This is a genomic window from Enterococcus sp. DIV2379 (genome assembly GCF_050542965.1).
Classification (GTDB): domain Bacteria; phylum Bacillota; class Bacilli; order Lactobacillales; family Enterococcaceae; genus Enterococcus_D; species Enterococcus_D entomosocium.
The window spans coordinates 1,625,001-1,647,524 of record NZ_CP172938.1 but is presented as its reverse complement, the minus strand read 5'-3'; the positions used below and the strand labels follow the sequence as shown (position 1 = coordinate 1,647,524).

Below are 22,524 nucleotides of genomic sequence, written 5' to 3'. Positions count from 1 at the left end.
TTATCTCCCCCTAAGTACATATTTTTTGATTGAAAAGACGAAAGCATAGGTGATATAACTGATCCCACTTGCCAATAAAATACTTGCTAGCAAGTCGCTGGGATAGTGAACCCCAAATAGCAACCGACTCATCATAATCAGCAACAAATAGATCAATCCTAGAAATAGGGCCATGTTTTGGATAAAGTGACGCTTGCCTCTTTTGGCAGGAACTGTTTGCCCCAAGAAAAAGAGGAGAGAAATAATCAACGTGGTCGCTAATAATGTATGTCCACTCGGAAAACTTGCTGATGCCCGTTCCATACTGTCAGCAAAATCCGGTCTCGGTCGATCAACTACTTTCTTGATCACTTGACCAACACCACTGATCACAATCATATTCCCCATCAACCAAAAACTTTCTAAACGCTGCTTGCGCATAAATAAAATACTTGCTAACAGAAAATGAATGGCCGCTATGGGAATGATCGTGGCCGTACTGGCAAGTGGGAGAAAAAGCGATTCCACAGCAGGTGTCCGCCATTGAGGCAACTGGGAAAACAGGTTGTCGATGCTTTGGAACCAGTGCGGTGCTAATGCAACGAGGAAAAACAGCCATGCAAAACAGCTGCAGAGTATTCCGCCTATCACTCCTTTTTTTGCTGTTTTACTCATGTTAAGCCCCTACTTTCTTTTAATGGATACGACCTATTTTTGGCTTTTATCGGAAATTTGTCTAACCCAAAGATAATTCCCATAGCAATGCTGATCGCAATCAGAGAGGTTCCTCCTTGACTTAAGAATGGTAAGGGAATGCCGGTTAAAGGCAGCAAACCGATCGCCGCTCCGATGTTTTCAAAAATTTGAAAAACCAAACCAAACACATAGGTAATCGCAATATAGACCGATGCTTTGTTATTTGTTTTTAAAGCAGCAAAAATGATTTGATAGATCAGATAGAAATAAAGGAAGATGACTAAAGTACTTCCTAAAAAGCCATACGTTTCTCCAATGACTGTAAAGATCATATCTGACTCCCGAACCGGCACATACACCGTTGTATGGGTATCAGGTGCCCCCAATAAGCCGCCAGAACCAATCGCCCACATACTGCGGACTTGTTGGAAAGCGATGGAATCTTGGTACGCGAGTGGATCTGCCCAGGCTCTCACCCGATCCAATTGATATTGTGAAAAGTGAAGGCGAAACAACACACGATTGCCCCATTCCGTGAATACGAGTAGCAACAAAATAGCACCAAGAGCGGCAATCAAACCGATCACGACGGTCAGTATTTTCCAATGAACACCGGAAATGATGAATAAGGCACCTAACATCACGATAAACACCAAACTCGTTCCAAAGTCCCGCTGCATAAACATCAATAAAAATGTGGGTAAGCTGTATAGCAGGATCTTAGTAACATAGATCAAATCGGATTTGATTGTTCGTTCTGCTTTACGTTTCTCATAGACTAAAGTGAGATAGACCATAAAGAGCATAAAGGCCACTTTCATAAACTCAGAAGGCTGAATCGTAAACGCACCAAATCTGATCCACCGTTTGGTGTGCGTTTGTTCAAACATCGTTTGATCGTAAAACCAATGAAGAGAGGCCATCAAACCAAGTGATAGTAAGTACAAAAGACCAGAAAAGCGGAGGAGTAAATTCGTAGGAATCAAACTCGTTACAAAAAGAGCAATCGCCGAAAGGATACAAAAGAGGATCTGCCGAAAAACAATCCCTGAAGGATCATTGCCATCCATCACAGAAGCCTGATGTTGTACCCAGATACTTAACAAAAACAGCAGGAAAATCGGCAGCAATAAAGCATAGTTTGCTTCATGTCGTTTGAGGAACTTCATTAAGTATACCCTCCTCTCGTTCTAGTTTCAGGCATAAACTGAAGGCAAATGAAAGAATAAAGTAACTGGAGCCACCATAACTAATGAATGGCAAAGGTACCCCCGTCATCGGCATCAACCCTAAAATACTGGCAATATTGATACTTGTTTGTAATAACAGCAACGTGCTGGTTCCCAATAATATTAAGCCAATCTGAGGATTTGCGATTGCCGCTGATCGTATAAACAGACGTAAAATGATTACGAATAATAAAGCGATGACAAAAATGCCGAAAATCAACCCTAATTCCTCTACTAAAACGGAGAAAATAAAATCAGTCTCTGCTACTGGTAAAAAGCCTTTCTTGGTGATGCTATTTCCTAAACCAAGGCCCGTAAGACCACCATTGAACAAAGCATAGTAGGAATGGATCATTTGGAATCCTTGATTATATGGGTCGGAAAATGGATCTCCCACTAATCGAATTCGGTTATACACATGCATAAACATGTGGGGCAATAAATCATTGTTTCCTAAAAAGAGGATCAACATAGCAACCAAGAACAGACTGATTAATAACCCGCCAAACAAAAGAGCCGTGAGTTTAACGGGTACCTGAACCGTGGTAATCATGATAAAAGCCAAGAAAAGTAAAATCATCACGCCGGCTACTTTTGGTTGAATGAGGATCAACACACAGCACAAAAATAAAACGAAAAGCGGACGTTTCATTTCCTGCAAGGTAGTTTTTGCTGATTGAAAGTAATGAGCAAGGTATAAGACCATGCCCACATTCACGATCTCTGAGGGCTGAAATTGTATCCCTACAATCGAGACCCATCGTTGCGCTCCGTTGACAGAAACACCGAAAAACGGCAAACGTGCCAATAGTAAAGTAAAGACGCCAAATGCCAACAGACCGATCGCTAAATATTTACTGAGCAGAATCTCACGCCGTGTTCGCTGAATAATGAAAAGGAGCACCCAACTGAGTAACAGAAAGACAAGCTGACGCATAAATAAGCTTGCTGGCGGCTGATCTCTCGTTAATAAACGATAAGAACTTGCACTATAAATCATTAAAAGACCGATAAGGCTCAATAGCAAATAAGCTATGATCAGCAGCCAATCGATCTTCTTTTTTTCTATCATTGCTTCCACTCCTCTTGCCTTGGAGTAGGTGTTCAGACGGTACCAGTTATTATGCCCTTTGAGCTTAGTCATCCATCAAAGAGAAAAGCAAAAAAGTCTCACTTCTCTTAGGACGTCAGACTTTGCTAGCAATCTCATCGTCCGAGTTTTAGCACTATACAACGTAAAGAAAGTTGTTCCCTTTCTTAGCTATTTTATGAAAAGCCTTAATCCGACAATTCCTGTTTTACACATTGGCGTCTTTCGACGTTTCTGCGCAATAGCTTATGTTTGTATAGGAGCCTCACCTAACAAGGTTATATGTTATTTTCAATCCACTATGAATGGTACCCTTCCTCGTATAAAGATACAACCCATTCTTTGTTATTTTTATTTTTCTTTAACTTTTCTTAAAGAATTTAGATATTTCGAGTAATTTCCGATATTTAAAGAAAAATCAATGGAAATCATTCGACCATCACTGGATTCCCTTCGATCATACACGTTATTAAAAAACGGTCATTTTCAAAAAAAGACAGCTCTTTTTCTAAAACTCGAAAAAGAGCTGCTTTCTTGATTTTATACTCCCGCTCTAAATATATCTGTGCCGATCAATCCAATGATCGTTTGGCCTGACGCTCTTGCGCTGCTTTTCGTAACTGCTTTTGCGCTTTTTTAGACCCACGTTCAATATCTCGGGTAAATTTACGTTGGGCAAAATCGGAAAATAATTGATCTAGATCATAGCCGGCTGGATAGAGTGCTTCTCGTTTGGTGAGCAGTTGCAATCGCCGAGCAGCAACAACGAAACATTGTTTCTCAATATAAATCTTCGCTTGTCCCTGTTCCAAGTATTCATAAAAGACTCCCCGTTTTTCATGCTCTGCTGAAAAGACCTGGTCTCCCTTTTGAAAAATGTGCTCAGACTTTGTTTCCTGAGGATCGGTTCGTTTTCTGGACGTCTCAAAAGGCTGCTTCTCAAAAGAATAAGATTTATTCTTTAAATAGTCCTTTGCCGTTTGCACGACCTCAGCAGGAATCGCCATTTTTTCGGCGATCCAAAACGCATTACTTTCACCGACCGCATTGGTCAACAAGCGGTATTTCGGCGTCAGGGTCTTGGCATCAAAAGCCATCGCCGCTGTTTCAAAATCTTGGTGATCAAGAGCAAACTGCTTGATTTCACCATAATGAGTCGTGGCGATCATTAACGCCCCCGATCGATAGATCGATTCCATAATGGCGATCGCTAAAGCTGCCCCTTCATTTGGTTCAGTCCCGCTGCCAATTTCATCTAACAAAACGATACTGTTCCGGCTGGCATTCGTCATGATCTGTGCAATATTCGACATGTGTCCAGAAAAGGTACTTAAAGAATTTTCTAGACTTTGCTGATCCCCGATATCCATCCAAAGACTTTTTAAAAACGGCACGCTGCTGTTGCCATTATGCGCTGGAAACAAGCCGTAATGTGCCATCGCACAAACGAGTCCGACGGTTTTTAAGACAACCGTCTTACCACCAGCATTCGGCCCTGTGATGACCATACATCGGTTCTCTTCTCCTAGTTTTAAAGATAGAGGAACAGCATCAGTGCCCAGTAAAGGATGCCGGACTTGATCAAGAAGCAAAACTTCTTCTTCAGTAATTGCTATCGGTTGACCATTGATTTCGCGACAATACTTTCCGCGAGCAAAAATAATATCTAGTACCACTAAAATATCAAGACAGGCAAATACTGCATTCATTTGTTCGGCGATTGCCCCGGTCAATTCTGATAGAACTTGGTATTGAGCGGCCGTTTCTTCCGCCTGTGTCAAAATCAATCGATCATTCAGACGAGCAGCTGCCTCTGGTTCAATAAAAACAGTCGCGCGTTTATTAGAACGTTCGATGATCGTCCCTTTAAATTGTTGTTGAAATTCCGCACGTACCGGCAGCGTATAACGGTCGTTCTTTTTGATCACACGGTTTTCTTGTAGATAGCGACTTTCCTTAAAAAACTTTGCAAAAACTTTTTTTAAATCGGCCTCATATTTCTCAATTGTGCCACGAATTTTCCGTAATTCTCGGCTGGCATTACTATCAACCTGACCATTGCGAATCTTTTGGAAAATCATTTCGGCGATATCAGAAAAGTCGTCCAACCCTTGAGCATAGTGATGCAATCTTGGGGCAATCGATTGATTTTTTTCAAACAATTGACGGATGATTCGAAAAGACCGTAAAAAGTCTCCGTATTCGATAAGCTCCTTTGGTTCTAAAACAAACCCTTTTTCAATTTTCTCCGTATGGTGTAAGACATGCTGCAGCCCCATAAAAGGCACTTGACGACCGGCGGCTAATAGCGCCATCGCTTCAGTGGTCTCTGTCACTCGTTTTTGTGCAGAGTGGATCGTAGCTGCTGGTTTTTCATTGGCAAAACGTGCTTTACCATAATCGCTGATTATTTTTTTACTTACTTGTTCTTTGATTTGTTCAAATTCAGTTGCTTTTGGTATATTCATGAGTGATCCTTTCTTGTGCCTGAGGATCCCGGTAATATCCCCGTCCAAAAAAGTGTACAAAAAAAGCGACAGTCTCCCATCACCTGATTCATCAATAACGATTTTTATCGGTATCTACAGGCACAACAAATAAACAGTCTGTTTTTGCTTATTTGTTTTAATTGGCTGGTTAGATACCTACGACACTCATTAATATACCTCTTTCTTTTTTGAACGAGTTTTTTTCATTGTAATATAGAAACTGTCCTTCTGTCAACTTCCTTCAAATCTCCTTCCCCTCAAAGAAAAAACGTCTCAGAAGCTGCTAGAAGCTCCTGAGACGTTTCTGATCTAGATCAAATAATAAGCTACTTACCTACTTACGAGCGAATCAGGTAATCAAACGCACCTAACGCAGCAGTAGCACCTGAACCCATTGAAGTGATAATCTGTTTGTATACACTATCGGTACAATCTCCCGCTGCAAAGACGCCTTCAATGTTGGTTGCGCCATGTTTGTCTACCACGATCTCATTACGCTCGTTTAAAACGATGCGGTCTTTTAACCATTCAGTATTCGGCATTAAGCCAATCAAAATGAAGACACCCTCCACAGCTAAAGTGAATTCACCATTCGTTTCACGATCAACGTAGGTCAATTGTTCGACATGATCGGATCCAACAATTTCCTTCGTTGCCGCATTCGTAATAACAGTCACATTATCTAACGTGTTCAAACGGTTTTGTAGCACAAGGTCCGCTTTTAGTTCTGGTAAAAATTCAAGAACATAGACATGTTTCGCCATGCCAGCTAAATCGATTGCTGCTTCGATCCCAGAGTTTCCGCCACCAATGACGGCAACTTCTTTCCCAGCAAATAACGGACCGTCACAATGCGGACAATAGGCAACACCTTTATTTTTGAATTCTTTTTCTCCCGGAACATTGATGTTGCGCCAGCGAGCGCCAGTTGCTAAAATGGCCGTTTTGGTTTTTAATACTGCACCATTTTCTAATTCAACTTCGATGACGTCATTGCGGCGAATATCTTTCGCACGCTGACCTTTCATCACGTCTACATTGTATTCGTTGATGTGCTCTTCTACCTGACGCATTAATTTTGGACCTTCGGTATAAGGGGTACCGATCATATTTTCGATCCCCAGGGTTTCCATTACTTGTCCACCCATTGTTTCGACGACCATCCCAGTATTGATACCTTTACGCGCTGCATAAATCGCTGCGCTTCCGCCTGCAGGTCCGCCACCGACAACTAATACATCGAAAAGCTCTTTTTCAGCAAAGTCATCTTTACTCGTCGGACCAGCTGCTTTTTCCAACAACTGCTCGATCGTTTGTCGGCCGCTTGCAAATTCTTCACCGTCTAAAAAGACGGTTGGCACAGCCATAATTTTTTTCTTGTCAATTTCTTCTTTGAACATCCCACCTTCGATCATGGTGTGGCTGATGGAAGGATTTAGCACTGCCATGATATTTAACGCTTGAACAACATCAGGACAGTTATGGCAGGTCAAACTGACATAGGTTTCAAAATATAATGGCTTATCGATCGCTTTGATACGCTTTTGTAGTGCTTCGTCAATTTTCGGCGGACGACCGCTTACTTGAAGCAACGCTAAAATAAATGAAGTGAACTCATGTCCTAACGGTAAACCAGCAAAAGCGATGCCGCTTTCTTCACCGGGACGATTGATCGAAAAGCTTGGTGTCCGTTCACTTGCTACAGCTTGAATCGTGATTTTTGACGACATTTCTGCGATTTCTTCTAAGAATTCACGTACTTTCGTTGAAGAATCATCCTCACCTAAAGTCGCCGCAAAAACAACCTCTGATTCTAGCATCGCTAGATATTGCGTCAGTTGGTCTTTGATTGCCTTATCTAATGCCATGAGCGCCTCCTAAATCTTGCCTACAAGGTCTAAGCTTGGCGTTAAAGTTTCTTCGCCTTCTTTCCATTTTGCAGGACATACTTCACCTGGATGGGTACGGACATATTGTGCGGCACGGATTTTATCGATCAAACCACTAGCATCACGACCGATACCATCCGCATTGATTTCAACCGTTTGTACCACACCATCCGGATCGATGATAAATGTACCACGTTGAGACAAACCTGATGCTTCGTCTAATACATCAAAGATTTCTGAGATCACATGAGAAGGATCAGCAATCATGATATATTCGATTTTATTGATTGCATCAGAGTGGTCATGCCACGCTTTATGTGTGTAGTGGGTGTCAGTTGATACAGAATAAACTTCTGCGCCTAATTCTTTTAATGATGCATATTGGTCTTGCAAATCCTCAAGTTCTGTCGGACAAACAAATGAGAAATCTGCAGGATAAAAACAAACAACGTTCCATTTTCCTTTAAAATCTTCTGATGAAACATCGATAAATTTTCCATTGTGGTAAGCTTTCGCTTCGAATGAACCAATCTCTTTTCCAATTAATGACATATCATTTCCTCCAATTAGAATAATTATTTGAGAATAATCTCTATTAATTATTAGTATATCTAACTACAAAATGCAATAGTTTATTCAGAAATAGTCAAAAAAAATGTTATCATCCTCAGAAATGAGCATATTTATTTTTTATCGAAAGCAAATGGAGTATAGTAATAAGTTTGGCTAATCATTTCTAAGCAAAGTTCCTACCTGTTAGATTCTCAATTACATCTCTTATTCTCAATTAAACAAAAAAAAGATTGCCTCTTCCTATGATTCCTCACAATGGAAAGTGAGTCATAAAAAAAGACAATTTTTTTATTTAGTATTGAAATAGTTGAACAATCCACCGATCGTTCGCTCCCTCAACGTGATCCGCTTGCCGTCTAGAAAAACTTCTTCGACTGGGTAATGGTCTTGAAAAGGTGGGACTTCCAAGTATTGGCTCGCAAGAAAGCGCTCCGGGGATTCAACTGTTGTTACTTCTTTGCTGCCATTTTTCAGATAATGAATTTCTAACATATCCATTGCCTCTTTTCTTGTATTCTGAACTTTTAAAAAAGCAATGAGAACATCTCATTTCCCGCCGTTCTTTTTTGCTTAATTCAGTTACAAGGCGTATTATAGTCTTCCTTTTTTTAAAAGTAAAGAAAGCACTCTCGGTTGAAATGTCTCTTATTTTTTGGCTTTTGTCTGACCGATAAAGTAGTCTTCTAAAACACCACCAATAACAAAAATGACCCAAGAGTAAGCCCAGGCATGAAACATGAAGGACCAAAGCATGTAAACGACCAAAATCACTGGCCAGTAGACTGTTCGAAAAAAGGTAACTCTACCAGCGGATTCGCCATATTTATGACGTGTTGCTCGATCACCGGGATGATCTTCGTCGCGAATAAAATACGTTTCCGAAGCCAATTTCGCAAACCCTGCCCGAATAATACTTACATAAATAATAAAGAACACACCTACTGCAACCGTCAAGAAAAATAGCGCAATACCGAATTCGACAGAGTAATAAATCAGCTCGCTTAACAGAACAGGCGCAATCGAAAAAATGCAGGCGCCAATTCCTAAAACGAGACCAATTCGAAAACTTTTTTCATAATTTGCGAGTTGCTGAGCGGCTTCTCGTTTAGCATCCCTTTTGATCGGACGATCATCTAACTGTTTACGAGCACCGGAAAAGTGCAAACTGCTAGAGATGATAAAACCAACCCCGATGGCGATAAAAAGGATCATCACCATTACACCAAATAATTCCGCATAGAAACTAACAAAAAGCATCAAAGCTGCAAAAGCTGCGATACAAAAGCCGATTCCCAAAGACAACGAAAAAGCAAAGTGCCGCACAGTTCCCCAATAATCAAACGCATCGTCTTCTGTGATGGCATCGGACCAATCATCAATCGGCTCTTCTTCTTTTGAAACATCTAACTCTTGCAGCAGTTCATCCACCGAACCAAACTCGCTGATCACCGCACCGATGGCTTCATGCTCACTTTTCCCTTGGTGAATCAGTTCCAAGTAATGGTCTTCCATAATCGCTAAAAGATCTTCTTTTGCCTTCTTCGTTTCCGGTGTGATGGGTACTGATAAAAATAAGCTGTCTAGATAGTCATGAATGGTTTTCATTTGTCTCCTCCTTGTAAGAACTGGTCAACGACGATCTTCGTCTGCTGCCACTCCAATAGTTTCTCCGAAAGGCTTGCTTTTCCGTCTGCAGTTATCTGGTAATAGGTCCGCTTTTTGCCATGTGTCACTTCTCCGGGATACGAACGGATCAATCCTTGTTTTTCTAACCGAGTAAAAGCGGAATACAACGTCGTTTCTTTGATCACATATAAAGCATCTGTTCCTTCACGAATACGCTTGGATATTTCATATCCATAAGAGTCTTCTTTCGAAAGAATGGATAAAATGATTGCGTCGTTATAGCCGCGAATTCCGTCACTCGAGATCACGCAATCGCCTCCTAAATTACTTCATCTGTCGTACTAATTATAAATCAATTACTACGACAGGTAAAGTAAAGCTGGATAACTTGTCAAAAATCAGTCGCAGGTCCTAGAAACAGTTCGAATAAAAAGACACGCTTTCTCAGTAAACTGATAAGCGTGTCCCTTATTACTTAATTTTTTTCACCTATTTATTCAACGGCTGGCTTGACATCATCCATCATCAATTGGATCGACTCCAATCCGGAACCAGCTAAATACCAAACCGCAGCATCCAATTCAATCACTTGATCGTTTTGCCCTGCATTTGTTTCTTGAACAATTTCATTTGCAACAAATTCACTTTCGCTTTCATTGCCACCGATCGCTTTTGTCCGATCGATCACGAAAATGACATCAGGATTTTTTTCAAGCAAGTACTCATAAGAAATACTTTGTCCATGTGTCGACGCCTCTAATTCCTCATCTACTGCTGGGAAACCAAACGTGTCATACAAGATACTGTAACGAGAACCTGGACCAAAAGCAGAAAGATTGCCTTCATTTACCATAACAACCAAGGCTTTCTCGTCAGCATTTTGCGCTTGCTCCTTCAAGGTATCAATCTGACCTTGTAACGATGCTAGTTGTTCTTGCGCTTCCTCTTCCTTACCAAAAATTTGACCAATGGTCGTAATGTTGGCTTCGATCGATGCCCAAGTATCACTATTGTCAACGCTTAAGAAAACGGTTGGCGCGATTGCAGACAATTCCTCTTGGAAATCACGTTGTCGACCAGAAATAATGATTAGGTCTGGCTGCAGTTGATTGATTTTTTCTAAATCAGGCTCTTTGATTCCCCCTGCTGATTCAACATCCGCATACGCTGATAAATAATCTGGCAAATTGCTGGTTGCGGCAGCAACGATTCGATCCCCAAGGCCAAGTGCATCCATCGTATCTAATGCACTGTTGTCAAAGACAACAACTTTTTCCGGCGCATAAGGAACAGTGACAGTCCCATTGCTGTCCGTAATCTCGACTTCTGTCGGCGTTTGTGTACTTTCTTCTACTTGGGTTTGAGCTGTACCCGTTGAATCTGTTGTCCCTGTATTATTCGAGCCGCAAGCGGTCAACCCCGCTAATACGAAAATACTCATAAAACTTACTACTATTTTTTTCATTTTTTCCTCCTTTGAAACATATTTTTTATTGGAAGGTGTAGCAAAATTGCCGCCCATCCACTTGTACCAGTTTGATTGGAATCTCATACAATGATTCTAATAGTTGTTCTTGAATCACTGCCTCTGTGTCAGCCGCTTTAAAAATCTGACCATCTTTCATCGCGACGATGTGATCGGCATACCGTGCTGCAAAATTAATGTCGTGCAAAACGATCACAACAGTTTTCTGATAGTCTTCCACCAAGGTTGTCAATAGCTTCATCAGCTGGTTGGCGTGTTTTAAATCTAAATTGTTTAACGGTTCGTCCAAGAGTAGATAATCTGTATCTTGGGCTAAAATCATCGCCAAGTAAACTCGTTGTAACTGACCACCAGAAAGTTCATGAATCGATTGATCACTATATTCGGTTAGAGATAACTTAGACAAAGCGTCATCAATGATCCCATCATCTGCTGCCGATTGTCGCCCCCGGTTATACGGATAGCGACCAAATGCCACCAGTTCTCTTACAGTCAGATTGACGGCATAGCGATTGCTTTGCTGCAAAAAAGCCATTTTTTTTGCTAGCTCTTTGGACTTCCATTGACGAATCTCCGTTCCATCCAGATAAATATCACCGGTGCGTTGATCCAACATCCGACTGACTAAAGAAAGCAAGGTACTTTTTCCGGCACCATTGGGCCCGATGAAGGCAATCATTTTCTGTTCCGGCAACGCTATGGAACATTTCGTCAAAACTTGTGTTTTTGCATAATTCTTGGATACATTTTTGGTTTCGATCATGATTTTTTCCTTTCCAGCAGCAATTTGCTTATAAAGAAGATACCGCCTAATAATTGGATCACGGTGCCGATGGTCGTTTGCCATTGAAAGACCTGTTCCACTAGGAATTGACCTCCTACCAACAGGAGAAAACCAATCAAACTCCCACCGAAAAACAACCAGCCGTGACGATAAGTTGGGAAAAGCTGATAGGTGATCGTTGCCACCACAAAGCCTAGAAAAACTGCTGGACCAACTAAAGCAGTGGCGGTGCCTGTCAGTAAAGCAATCAAAAATAAAACACCTTTATGAAGCCATTGAACAGATACACCTAAACTTTTGGCTTGCCCACTTCCTAAATGGAGCAAATTCAATTCTGGAATCAGCAGAACCAGACAAAAACTCCCTAGCAAAATGATCGCGGCAGCAATCAGTAGATGCTGGGTATTGATATTGCCAAAGCTGGCAAACAAACGACCTTGTAGTAAATCATATTCATTTGGATCCATCAACACTTGCAGAAAGGTGCTGAGACTACCGAACATCGTGCCACAGACCATCCCTGCCATCAATAACAAAAACAACCCAGCGACTGCTTTTTGATAGAAAAAGCCAATTAAGAAGCTACCTAGAACGGCAGTTAAGCCGACAGAAAACAAAAACATCGTTGCTGTTTCTTGGCTCAGCATCTGAATTCCGCCGATAAAAAAGAAACAAAGGGTTTGAACAAGAACATACAGTTGGTCCAAGCCTAAAATTCCAGGGGTCAGATAGCGATTGCTTGTCAGCGTCTGTAAGGTGATGGTACTAAAGGAGATGGCGATTGCAACTAAGGCAAAAGCCACGATTCGGCGTCCCCTTAATGCAAAAGCAAATGACCAGTTTCCATAGGTGTTATAGGTCAGATAGGCACCACATGCACAAAGGATCAGAAACAACAAAAGAAAGAGTTTTTTCTTCATCGAAATTTCCTCCCCAGAAGCAAAATCAAGAAACAGCAGCCACCCAGTACGCCGGCAACAACACTGACCGGCATTTCATAAGGTGCGATGACGATTCTCGCCAATACATCACACAATAGCAAGAACGCGCTTCCGGCAAAGCTGATTAAAAGCAGATTGTTTTTCAAATGATCCCCAAAAACCATGCCGATCATATTTGGGATAACGATCCCTAAAAAAGGAATTTGCCCCACAGTCAATAAAACGATACTGCTAGCAAACGCCACCAGCGCAAATACAGCAAAACGCAAGAACAAGTAATTGATTCCCAGACTCTTAGCCGCACTTTCTCCTAAACCGGCGATCGTGATCTCATAAGCCAAGAAATACAATAGACCGAAAACGGGAATCGTCAAATACAAAAGTTCATACTGTCCAACCATAATGGTGGCAAAATTTCCTTGCAGCCAAGAAGAAACGTTTTGAACCAATTGGAAGCGATAGGCTAAGAAGCTACTGATAGCCCCGATGATATTACCGAACATCACCCCTGTTAAAGGCAGCATCATTGGATCTTTCTTTGGTAGAAATTGGCTTAAAAATAAAAAGAACAACACACCTGCGTAGGCAAACACAAATGCTGCTGTAGTGCGAATCAAATTTGAGGCATTTGGTAGAAAGAGCATAACCAGCAAAATTCCTAAACGGGCGCTATCCGTCAGTCCAATCGACTCCGAGGCCACAAATTTATTTTGCATCATGTGTTGCATAATTTTTCCACAGATACTAATGATCCCACCTGCAATGATCAAACTGATCGTCCGTGGAAGCCTAACTTTTACCAAAACAAGCCAATGATTCGGATCACCCTGCTGTAAACCTGATAAAGACAATTCATGGGTGCCTGCCAACAAGGAGCAACCCACTAGAAGAACAAAGATCAGCAGTAATCCGATTTTTTTAAACATGCCCCGCCCTCCTTATTGAGAATGATTCTCACTCTCTTTAATAGGGTAACGTATTTCACTTAAAATCACAAGAATTTTTTTAAAAAAATCCCTTTCCTATCGCAATTTCTAAAAAATGAGTGTGTAAAGAAAAGGATTATGTGATGTTTTTCTCTTATATCCTTGCGAGAAAACTTATTTTTATCTCAATATTGTCTATTTTATTGCTTTAATTATAAAATGCTCGCTCATACTATATTCATTTTATGAGGATCATTCAATAACAGATCACTTAGATTTGCAATTATTTTCATCTATTGAAACCCTTGTAAAGCCAGCACTTACTGATGCAATGGTGATGTAACTTTTCAGATAAAAGCAAATGACGCGCCGTCTCCTCCACCTAAACACCATTCGTCTATCGATAAGAATTTGTGAGTAAAAACAGTTTAGTCGTGGAACGAGTTTTATAGTTTTCGTTTTGAGTTTCTTCTTCCAAAAAATCATGATACCAGTTGAATTCAATCTCCGACAAAAGCCTACCTGTTTTCAATACGCGATACCAGTCACTGATTGTAATCGATAGTCTTTCCCGATTATCTGTAATTAAAAAAAATAAACCTACGATCATCGCAGGTTTATCAAGAGTTATTATTTTACTTTAACAAGCCATCAAGGGCTAATTGATTCAAAAAGTGCAAAGGGAAAGAAATGGTTGGATTGAAAAAGTAATCCATTGTCGCTAGTTGGTGCAAGGTCGTCTTGCTATTGATCAAGGTTGAGATCGTATTGATGATCTCCAAACTTCCACGATCACTCGTAATGATTTGTCCCCCCATAATCACTTTCGTTTGCTGATCAAAAATCAGTTTTAACGTTACTTCAAAATCCTCATCTGTCGCGAAAAATGTCCGAGAATGAAATGTCTGCGTCACTGAAGCTACTTCAAAGCCGTAATACGGTGCCTCGGTCTCATTAATACCTGAACTGCTGACGAAATAGCCAAACAGTTTACTAACGACGGTCCGTTGCATATTTGGAAAAGGAATTTTCGTCGTTCCCCGTTCATTTGCCAATAAATTGGTGGCAGCAACGATCCCCGTCCGATAAGCATTAGTCACTAAAGGGATATACAAAGAGCTATCCGAATGATTGAAAGGAATCGAAACCAGGTCACCAATTGCATAAATCGCTGGGTCAGACGTTTGTAAATATTCATTTGTAAATACCGTGCCATCGAGATTTAGTTTTAAAAAGTCTTCAACCAATGCGACATTCGGTCGCGGATTTACGGCATAAACGACCACGTCAGCTCGAATCTTGGTTCCGTTTGAAAGCTCGATTCCCTGATATTCACCCTTCTCGTCTTTGATCGTATGGGCGACATTGCTGTTAAGATAGATTTGTAAGTTCTCTGGAAAGCGCGCCATCAAAATTTCAGCAATTTCTTGATCAAAATAACGGAACAAAAGGGTATCCATTCGATCAATCAAATGAACGGCTTTTTGCTGGCCACTTAAAGATTCCGCCAATTCAAACCCAATCAGACCCGCCCCAACGATCGCCACGGTTTGCGCACTTTCGATTTTTTCTAACGCTTGCTTTGATTGACCAATGGTTTTGTAGGTCGTTATATGTGCTTCGACATCTGAGGCAAACTCCGAACGGAAAGTACTCGATCCCATCGCCAAAATCAAGCCATCATAACTCACTTCGTCTTCTTGCTGATAAGATTCCGTTGATGTGACAAAATGAACCGTTTGTTCTTGCGGAAAGATTTTTGTGACTTCACTGTTTAACATCACATTGATTCCTTCAGAAAGAAGCTCACTCGCAGTTGCCGTTCGGGAATCTTCCAATCGTTGAATGTAGCCTTCCAGCACTAAATTCAAACTGCTAGCAACATAACCCAGAACGCTTGATTTTTCAATAATTATCACATCGACTTTTGGGTCAACTTTTTTTAAATGACGGGCAGCAGCAATTCCTGCATGAGAGCCTCCAATAATCACTATTCTCATATCTTTTCCAACTCGCTTTCAAGGTTCTCATTGCGTATTTCATCCACGATTTGATGAAGCCGCTCTTCTTCAAATGGGGTTGCCCCACCTGTTAAAATCAATCGTTTTTTATAACGATAGCCTTCCGAGATCTCAGAATGATCAACGATCAATAAATCATAATCCTTCTCCTTCGTCCCCTCAAAATGAATATTCGGATAGCCAGCCAATTCTTTGATCAAAAAACGCCGCAAAAAGCCACTGCGTAATCGTGATTGAGTCAACAAAATGCCGACCGTAAATGCTTTTTCCTGTTTTACTTGAATCCATTGACGGATCAAAAGCAATTCATTGGTCAAATGCTGCTTTTTCTCAAGAGAAAAGGACTGGTTTACGTTTTTCTCCAACTGTTCGATTGCTTGCTGTGCCACTTCAATCAAGCTCTCATTCGCAACACTTTGCGGCTGAAATTCAGCAAAGGCAATAATGCCGCCATGAATATACAACGCTTGGATCGTCACACTCGTCAAGAAGACGCATAATTCCGTAGAAGTTTCTGTAGTCTTTCTCTCACTATCACCAATTGCCTGCAGCAGCTCCCCATTTAACGCATCGATCTCTTGGAAGAAAAGTGATTTTTGCAAGGAGTCATCCAGTGAAGGGCGAATCAAGCCTTCAGCTAATAAAAATAAATAGAAATAAACCGTTTCATAATCGCTCCAGGATACGGCAAAACGACTGAGATAGCGTCCTAATATATTCCGCAAAAGCTGGAACATCGCTTCATTTTCCAATGACTTCAACAATGGATACGATGCTTCATGCTGCTGCGAGCCACGATAATCAAAACGGGCTTCCATAATACCTAACCACAGCCCGACTTTCCAGCGTTCGGATTGACTAAACGTTGTCTGTAGCTGTTTTTCGATTACTCGAATCAAATTGTTGATGGCTGGTGCATTCAAGCGAGCGATCAATTCTTCATTGGGATAACTTTGTGAAAAAAACTGATAATAGAAAAAGCGAATCTGTTTTTCATCCCCAAGCAATTTTTTATTTTTTAATTGGATGTCGAATTCTTTCAATAACTGATTGATGGCTTTGAATCGACGAAACAATGAAGCTTCACTCAACATCAGTTCTAACATCATTTTCGTCGTTGACTCATCTCGATGAAAAAACAAATACGACAATATCTGAAAATCGATTGCTTCTGAAAGATACGCATAAAAGAATTTTTTTAGTGAGAAATCAAGCGGAAGTGTTAACTGTACTTGATCATTTTCTAAATAAGTCAATGCCGCATCCTCATGGAAAGCGACTAAATTTTGATGAAGATTTTGAAGTTCTTTTTGCAAAGTGGGTGCGGAAATGGATAATGTTTTTGCAAGTTTCTTGTAAGAGATTTCTGAGCCGTTCTGAAAAAAAACAGCTAAAATTTGAAAATGAACCTGCTGATTTTTTTCAAGCAGCTGCATAACATTCATTTTTGAACCTCCTTCACCTTTCACATACTAATTTCCCAATTAATGGGTCGTTTGTCAACTATAAAAATTGCCTGAATGCCTTTGAGTTATATAGAAAAAGCGTTATTTATTGTTCCTAAAGCGCGGGAATGGTAAAATTCTTGAGAAGAAAGGTGGTGAACTATGGGAAAACGAATGTTAGCATTTTTTCGAACGGATCGATTATTTTCGATTTCCCTGTTACTAGCACTCATTGCGTGTTTTTTCGGCACCTTCCGTTGGTCATTTATTGACTTTAAAGTGATTTTCTCACTGTTTGGATTGATGTTAGTAATCAATGGGTTAGAAGAAGCTGGTCTTTTACGAGCATTTGGACAAAAATTAGTGGAAAAAAGTCGCAATCTGCGTGACTTGATCCGTTCAATCGTCTTGCTAAGCTTCTTCAGTTCGATGTTTTTAACAAACGACGTGGCTATCTTAACATTATTGCCCATCTACTTACTCTTAGCGAGGAAAGAACAACAGCGCACCAGTGTCTTATTAGGCGCTGTCTATTTGATTGTGGCAGCCAATTTAGGAAGTAGCCTGTTTCCATTTGGAAATCCGCAAAATCTATTTTTATTTTCTTACTATCAGATTTCGCTGCCACAATTCATGTGGACTACCGGCACCTTTGTGGGACTTTCTTTGCTATTACTCCTTGTTTCGATCCAGCTCATCCCAAAGACTCCATTGGAAATCGCCCTGCAAGAAGAACCCTTTGAAAAAAAGCCAGCGCTGCTCAATGCAGGATTATTTGTCCTTATGATTCTTGGTATTTTTAGTGTTCTCCCTATTTCAATCGCCGTGCTTGTCGTCGCAGCCGTGGTTTGGTTTAGCAACAAACGATTATTCGCAAAAGTTGATTATCGGTTACTACTTACCTTCCTCTGCTTCTTCTTGATCGTTGGGAATATTCAAGACCAATCTCTGGTCACCGATCTCATTCGACCGTATTTTCAAGAAACGCATCGCGCTTTTTTAGGTAGTATTTTACTCTCCCAAGGAATATCTAACGTTCCAGCAGCAATTTTGATTGCTCCTTTCACCGATTTAGAAAAAGCCGTTCTTTTGGGCGTCAATGTGGGTGGTTTGGGTACATTGATTGCTTCTTTGGCGAATTTGATTGGGTACAAATTATTGAAACAAGCCAGACCCAAAGAAGCGGGAACATTTCAAAAGCTGTTTTTTATCGTCAATGTCATTTTTTTACTGTTATTAGGCAGCATCGTCTACCTTTTATTGTAGCAAACTCTCTTTAAAACGAGATTCCAGCATAAGATGTTTCCAGTCAGCAGTCAACAGAAGTTTACCTGCTGTCCTGTTTCTTGATCTTATGTCAGAATCTCGTTTTTTGATGTCCATTGTGTTATTTCTCCTAGGCTAAGAGAAGCTCAAAGGTGATTTTCGTTTGGCTTTCGACAGTCAATGCCTCACCAAAGACATGTTGAACCATTTCTTGCCGCTGTTCCAATGAATAATCCTCCTCAAAATAAAGATGAAATAATTCTTGATCGATCTCTTCCTTCAAAATATACTCGAATTGCCGACTCTGCCAATCGATCGCTTCTTCTGAAAACCACTTCTTGTAGCAAGTATTTAGGTTCAGATCGTTCTTCGCTGAATGATTTTTTTCATAAGGCTGAAACACGTTCTCTTCTTCTGCGATCATTCTTAGAATAATTAATTGATGGGCCTTTCTTTGAAACTGAAGCAAGGTTTCTTTGTCTCTGACTGCTGGATTCATTGCCATAAAAATACAGGGCCAGTGCTGGTCTGCAGATAAAAAGTCTTTTTGGCTCTGCTGAACCAGATGGAGCTTGCTCATCGGATCTTCCATCGTTTCTTCGATGATTTTTAACATTTCTTTTGAAAAATCAATTGCGTAATACTCATCTACATAAGGATAAAAAGCTGAAATGTAGCGACCAGTGCCCGCAGCAAAGTCAACGAAGGTCGATATCGGAAACACTTTCTGCTCCACCAAAAAAGCTGCTGCCTCTTCGGCGATTTTCAATTGGGATTCTCTTTGAATTTGCGCATATTCTTGCGCGAATTCATCCCAAAACAGCATCGCTTCCTCTTCTTCCATTTAGCGGACGCCTCCAGTGATCACTGTCTTTCCTTTCGTTCCTTGCTCAACCGCTTTTGTAGCGTGCTTTAAGGTCTCGATGGTAATTCCTCCATCAAACGTTTGGACCGCAGTCGTATGGATCTTTTTGTCAGCGAGCAACGAGGCGATCCGTTGCAAAATGCCCCCTTGTGTTTCAATCATCAACTGAGCATCTGTTTTTGTGAACATATACTCCCAATAAAAATCGATGCCGAGGTTTTTAAATGGATTTAAATCTAGCGCTTCTTTCGTATTCACGATCATTCCGACTTTGCCAAATGGCAAGATTGCTTTTGTTAATTGTGGCAAATAGGCAGATGCGTCATAAAAAAGTGCAACGGCTGAAAAAGGTTCAGTGATTTGTTCAGCTAACGGCAAGCGGTGATTCAGTACCTGATCCACTTGATTGTCTTTAAGCCACTGATCGTTCTTAGGACTCGCAGTGCCATAGACTGTCAATCCTGCCCATTTTGCTAGTTGCGCCGCAATCGAGCCAACACCACCGCTGGCATTGACCAATAAAATTGATCCTTCATTCGCGTTCTCTTCAGGCACATACCCAAATTTTTCAAAAAGCAATTCCCATGCCGTAATACTCGTTAATGGCATAGCTGCAAGATCACCGTCAGAAAAGCCGGCTGGCGCCTTTGCTGCGATTCGAAAATCAACGACTTGAAACCTTTGATTCGCACCAGGTCGTTGTGTGGTTCCAGCATAAAACACCCGATCACCAACGGCAAAGCCATTAACTGCTGAGCCGATTTCATGTACTATACCTACTGCATCATATCCCTGGATATGGAATTTCTCACTTAAAGTGGTTGTTTGGCGGCGTTTCGTGTCAATTGGATTCACAGAAACAGCTTGCACTTCCACCAATAGATCGTTTGCCTGACAAGTTGGTATTGGAAATTCCTTTTCAATAAATACTTCTGGATCATCTAAAGATCGTCCTTCATAAAAACCTAGTGCTTTATTTATCATCATACTGCTCCTTCCAAAAAAAGTGCTGAATAGTTATAAAAACCATTCTAGCACTTTTAACCAATTTAGAACATTTATTCTTCACCTTGAACGACAAGCGGAACCAAAAACGGATAACTTGTGAAGAAATCCAATAAAGATCGCTTCCATTGATCCGAGTCAATCGTGAGTAACGTTGATTCTGTGTACAAATGAATCGTCAAACGCTGATTTTTATCAAGCAGAACAAGGATCTCGCCTTTGTTTTCTGTGATAAAATCATACGACTGATTCTCCATCGTGATGATGAAAATTTGGTCAAGGACTTCCGCTGCAACAGGAAAATCTGTTTCCATATCGACAGCTAAGGTTTGGGTATTGTCGATCAAACTTGGCGAGACAGTAAAATCCAATTCTTTTAAATGAGCCAGTATCAAATTTACATCGTAATTAAACAGTGAAAGTTGATTGACTGAGAAAATATTATCGGCATGCCATTGACTGATCAGATGTAAAATCTGTTCATCGTTGACCACCACCGACTGGGAATTTGAATTGATTGTCAACAGCGGCAAATAGTTTGATTGGTAACTTGAATTGACCGGATTTAACTTAAAACTAAACTCTAGTTCTTTTGTTTCTGTTAAACGAAAGCGGACATTGAAGTGCTTTGTCTTCCAGGTATCGTAATTGTCGGTAGCTGTTAAATGAATCACTTTTAATGGTTTCAAGAATTCATAGGCATAGTACTCAAGCAAGGTTTTTTTTGCAATGACAGAGATTTCTTGTTCTGTTAAGATCAAATGACGATAATGGTTGAGCAACCCGGAGAAATCAGCCTCCATGATTGATTTTCGCAATTTTAAATCAGCTAGCTCATTTTCGGCTTGTTCAATAAGGGACTCGATGCGCTGATGATCTTGTGCTTTTACAGCATAGTAATCATCTTCATATTCCGCTTCCTCTTCCACTTCCACTAATTTGAAAGAATCATTCTCTACATTGTCTTCTACTAAAGAGCGATCATCAACTGTGGTAGACGCATTGGTTGCTGAATTTTCGTCGACCTCATTGACTTCTTCTAGTTGAACTTCTAGAGTCTCTTCCTGATCCATCAGTTGTGGTTCAAGAGGATTTTTCTGTGTTTCTTTCGTCAATTTCAATCAGCTCCTTTCCCGTATACTGAGCTAAGAAAGCCAATAATTTAGTATTGAATTCTTCAAAAGAACCAAAAAAAGTATCAATTTGTCGGAATTCTTTTTCTACGATTGCTTTCTTTAAACGCAATGTTTGATATTGCTGCTGCAGGCGTTCTTTTTCAGCAAAAACTTCTTCATTATTATTTGAATATCTTTCCCATTCTCTACGTTTGGCTTCTAGAGCTTTCCGGTCAGAAGTCAAACGCTCTAGTTCTTCATCGATTTTTGTCCGATTGAAAAAGCCCTTTGATTCCGTCAATTCATTTTCGGCTTCCGTAAGTTTATCGATCTGATTTTGGATTTCCTTCACTTCTGATAACGCAGTGATCCGTTTGGCTTCCAGCTTGTCCATCTGCTGTTCGATTGCTGTCAGCATCTCACGATTGCCTCGTTGGAACTTTTCCCATTCTTCATCTATCTCAGGGATAACAAAAATTTCGGGAATACTCGCATCGATACCAATCGTCGCTCGCTCATGATAATAGGTTCCTAACTTATAGTAATGCACCGTAGGAGATATTTTGGCACAATGCATCATAAATGGGAAAGCTTGGGTAAAGTTATCGTGGAACTTCCTTGATAACAATTCATCAATCTCATGATTTTGATTTGATGTTTCTTTTAACTGTTTGTGTAATCGACCATTATATATACGATAAATTTCAGGAATATCCTCTTTTTCGATCGCGACTTCAAAATCTTGCAGGTCTTGCAGCATCTGACCTATATTTTTTGAGGCCACTTGTTTTATATCGCCAAAGGATACTTCTTCATTCGTTGAAACTGAAACAACGTCTTGATCTTGAACAACATTTTGTTCTTTTTTGGCATCGTCAGTCATATGATCCCTCCTAAAAATACTTCACTACTAGTGTATCATTTTTTTCCATAAAAAGTTATTTTAAGTGATTGTTTTTAGTAAAATGATACATCGTTGTAATAACAAAAAAACACATGTCAATGAAGACATGTGTTTGACTGCGTGGCGACGTCCTACTCTCACAAAGGGAAACCCTTCACTACAATCGGCGCTAAGAAGCTTAACTTCTGTGTTCGG

Annotated in this window: 20 protein-coding genes, 1 rRNA gene and 1 riboswitch (1 of these 22 cut by a window edge); of the genes, 1 reads left to right on the top strand and 20 read right to left on the bottom strand. The window is 40.5% G+C overall.

Translation table 11 applies throughout. From position 1 onward, the window contains the following. The 15 genes from IGI92_RS07585 to IGI92_RS07515 form a co-directional block, all read right to left on the bottom strand. Entirely contained in the window at positions 1-654 is a 654-nt protein-coding gene (locus IGI92_RS07585) for a phosphatase PAP2 family protein (protein ID WP_430608405.1), read from the bottom strand. Beyond that, positions 651-1,844, bottom strand: a complete 1,194-nt coding sequence (locus IGI92_RS07580) for an FtsW/RodA/SpoVE family cell cycle protein (RefSeq protein WP_005236186.1) — start codon at positions 1,842-1,844, stop codon at positions 651-653. The genes IGI92_RS07585 and IGI92_RS07580 overlap by 4 nt, the downstream gene beginning before the upstream one ends. After that, positions 1,822-2,976 carry an FtsW/RodA/SpoVE family cell cycle protein gene (locus IGI92_RS07575; RefSeq protein WP_008381965.1) on the bottom strand — a complete coding sequence of 385 codons (1,155 nt, stop codon included), beginning with the start codon at positions 2,974-2,976 and terminating at the stop codon, positions 1,822-1,824. Before IGI92_RS07575 ends, IGI92_RS07580 begins: the two co-directional genes overlap by 23 nt. A 126-nt stretch (positions 2,977-3,102) precedes the next feature. Next, positions 3,103-3,278, bottom strand: a riboswitch (M-box (ykoK) riboswitch). 288 nt (positions 3,279-3,566) lie between these two features. Further along, positions 3,567-5,462 carry an endonuclease MutS2 gene (locus IGI92_RS07570; RefSeq protein ID WP_430608404.1) on the bottom strand — a complete coding sequence of 632 codons (1,896 nt, stop codon included), beginning with the start codon at positions 5,460-5,462 and terminating at the stop codon, positions 3,567-3,569. A gap of 359 nt (positions 5,463-5,821) precedes the next feature. Then, positions 5,822-7,351 carry an alkyl hydroperoxide reductase subunit F gene (gene ahpF / locus IGI92_RS07565; RefSeq protein ID WP_430608403.1) on the bottom strand — a complete coding sequence of 510 codons (1,530 nt, stop codon included), beginning with the start codon at positions 7,349-7,351 and terminating at the stop codon, positions 5,822-5,824. 9 nt (positions 7,352-7,360) lie between these two features. After that, positions 7,361-7,924 carry an alkyl hydroperoxide reductase subunit C gene (gene ahpC / locus IGI92_RS07560; RefSeq protein ID WP_005226227.1) on the bottom strand — a complete coding sequence of 188 codons (564 nt, stop codon included), beginning with the start codon at positions 7,922-7,924 and terminating at the stop codon, positions 7,361-7,363. Between the two features lie 309 nt (positions 7,925-8,233). Beyond that, positions 8,234-8,437, bottom strand: coding sequence for a hypothetical protein (locus IGI92_RS07555; protein WP_034871989.1), 204 nt, complete (start codon positions 8,435-8,437; stop codon positions 8,234-8,236). Between the two features lie 153 nt (positions 8,438-8,590). After that, positions 8,591-9,550, bottom strand: a complete 960-nt coding sequence (locus tag IGI92_RS07550; protein ID WP_061054073.1) for a permease prefix domain 1-containing protein — start codon at positions 9,548-9,550, stop codon at positions 8,591-8,593. After that, a complete protein-coding gene (locus IGI92_RS07545; protein ID WP_016612097.1) occupies positions 9,547-9,879 on the bottom strand; it encodes a PadR family transcriptional regulator in 333 nt (110 codons plus the stop codon). The genes IGI92_RS07550 and IGI92_RS07545 overlap by 4 nt, the downstream gene beginning before the upstream one ends. Before the next feature lie 185 nt (positions 9,880-10,064). Then, complete coding sequence (locus IGI92_RS07540; RefSeq protein WP_315042073.1) at positions 10,065-11,036, bottom strand: siderophore ABC transporter substrate-binding protein; 972 nt, start codon at positions 11,034-11,036, stop codon at positions 10,065-10,067. Between the two features lie 25 nt (positions 11,037-11,061). Beyond that, positions 11,062-11,820, bottom strand: a complete 759-nt coding sequence (locus IGI92_RS07535) for an ABC transporter ATP-binding protein (protein WP_315042070.1) — start codon at positions 11,818-11,820, stop codon at positions 11,062-11,064. After that, the gene (locus IGI92_RS07530) at positions 11,817-12,761 is read right to left on the bottom strand and encodes an iron chelate uptake ABC transporter family permease subunit (protein ID WP_315042068.1); all 945 of its coding nucleotides are present in this window, start codon (positions 12,759-12,761) and stop codon (positions 11,817-11,819) included. Before IGI92_RS07530 ends, IGI92_RS07535 begins: the two co-directional genes overlap by 4 nt. Then, positions 12,758-13,708: an ABC transporter permease gene (locus tag IGI92_RS07525; protein ID WP_008381981.1), complete on the bottom strand. Its 951-nt coding sequence runs from the start codon at positions 13,706-13,708 to the stop codon at positions 12,758-12,760. The genes IGI92_RS07530 and IGI92_RS07525 overlap by 4 nt, the downstream gene beginning before the upstream one ends. A gap of 635 nt (positions 13,709-14,343) precedes the next feature. Further along, complete coding sequence (locus tag IGI92_RS07520) at positions 14,344-15,708, bottom strand: FAD-dependent oxidoreductase (protein WP_430608402.1); 1,365 nt, start codon at positions 15,706-15,708, stop codon at positions 14,344-14,346. Beyond that, positions 15,705-17,174, bottom strand: a complete 1,470-nt coding sequence (locus tag IGI92_RS07515; RefSeq protein ID WP_008381983.1) for a helix-turn-helix domain-containing protein — start codon at positions 17,172-17,174, stop codon at positions 15,705-15,707. The genes IGI92_RS07520 and IGI92_RS07515 overlap by 4 nt, the downstream gene beginning before the upstream one ends. A 162-nt stretch (positions 17,175-17,336) precedes the next feature. On the opposite strand from IGI92_RS07515, the gene IGI92_RS07510 reads away from it, so the two are divergent. Continuing rightward, the gene (locus IGI92_RS07510) at positions 17,337-18,440 is read left to right on the top strand and encodes an SLC13 family permease (RefSeq protein ID WP_315042057.1); all 1,104 of its coding nucleotides are present in this window, start codon (positions 17,337-17,339) and stop codon (positions 18,438-18,440) included. 130 nt (positions 18,441-18,570) lie between these two features. Here the strand turns inward: IGI92_RS07510 and IGI92_RS07505 are convergent, their stop codons facing one another. From IGI92_RS07505 to rrf, 5 genes are all read right to left on the bottom strand, one after another. Then, positions 18,571-19,284, bottom strand: coding sequence for a class I SAM-dependent methyltransferase (locus IGI92_RS07505; RefSeq protein WP_086372860.1), 714 nt, complete (start codon positions 19,282-19,284; stop codon positions 18,571-18,573). Further along, positions 19,285-20,292: a zinc-binding alcohol dehydrogenase family protein gene (locus IGI92_RS07500; RefSeq protein WP_086372859.1), complete on the bottom strand. Its 1,008-nt coding sequence runs from the start codon at positions 20,290-20,292 to the stop codon at positions 19,285-19,287. It abuts the gene before it with no gap. Between the two features lie 71 nt (positions 20,293-20,363). Further along, positions 20,364-21,425, bottom strand: a complete 1,062-nt coding sequence (locus IGI92_RS07495) for a hypothetical protein (protein WP_430608401.1) — start codon at positions 21,423-21,425, stop codon at positions 20,364-20,366. Next, on the bottom strand, positions 21,394-22,308 hold the full coding sequence (locus tag IGI92_RS07490) for a hypothetical protein (protein WP_008381990.1): 915 nt from the start codon (positions 22,306-22,308) through the stop codon (positions 21,394-21,396). Before IGI92_RS07490 ends, IGI92_RS07495 begins: the two co-directional genes overlap by 32 nt. A 139-nt stretch (positions 22,309-22,447) precedes the next feature. After that, positions 22,448-22,524: ribosomal RNA gene (gene rrf / locus IGI92_RS07485) — 5S ribosomal RNA — on the bottom strand; it runs 39 nt beyond the window's last position.